The sequence below is a fragment of the Oleiphilus sp. HI0067 genome (assembly GCF_001635735.1).
Genome location: NZ_LWFI01000599.1, coordinates 1 through 888 on the forward strand (window position 1 = coordinate 1; position 888 = coordinate 888).

1 protein-coding gene is annotated in these 888 nt (G+C 44.9%); it reads right to left on the reverse strand.

Features of this window, described 5'->3' with window-relative positions; translation table 11 throughout:
* Positions 1 to 65: 65 nt before the first annotated feature.
* On the reverse strand, positions 66 to 888 hold an 823-nt coding region (locus A3739_RS06805), incomplete at its 5' end, for a DEAD/DEAH box helicase (RefSeq protein WP_156502420.1).

An 888-nucleotide genomic window follows, 5' to 3' on the forward strand; every position in this document is an offset into this window, starting at 1 on the left:
CATGAATTACTTGGGGTCAGAGCAAAAACACTCTGACCCCAATGCTGTTTCCAAGATTATAGGGTTTATTTTTTCTTTTTCTTCTTCTTTTTGCCTGCAGCTTTGCCCGAAGACTTGAGCTTTTTAGGGCCCTTATAGTTGCCTTCAAGATCTTTGATTTTGCGGCGATCAAAGCGTTGCTCTAGATAGCGTTCAATACTTGCCATAAGGTTGAATTCAGCCGCCTCAATGAGTGTCACGGCCGTACCTTTTTCGCCAGCTCGACCCGTTCGACCAATGCGGTGTACATAGATATCACCACGGCGAGGCATTTGGAAGTTGATCACTAAATCCATGCCTTCGATGTCTAAACCACGCGCGGCAACGTCTGTTGCAATCAGTACTTTGACTTGCTCACGACGCAGCTTGCTCATCACTAGATTACGCTGCTTTTGATCTTTATCACCATGCAGAATACCAGCACTAATATTTTGCTGTTGCATCACCCGATAAACTTGGTCGGCTTGTTCTTTTGAATTACAGAACACCACGCAGTGTTTGTATTCTTCGTTCTCGATTAGCCACTGAACTAGTTTAAATTTATGCGCCTTGTCGTCAGCAAAAATAATTTGCTGTGTGATGTCTTGGTGTTTGTCACTGGTTTGATATAGCTCAAGTGTTTCAGGGTTTGTTAGCAAAGCTTCGGCAAGACCGCGTAAGCTTTTGTTTGCGAGTGTCGCTGAGAACATAGAGGTTTGCATGCGCGCCAAACAATGTTCCGCAATCGATAGCACTTCATCGCTAAAGCCCATGTCGAGTAGTCGGTCTGCTTCATCAAGAATCAGCGCTTCAATACTGCTTAAATCAAAGTCGTCACGCGTGACAACTTCTGATAAACGACCCGGCGTC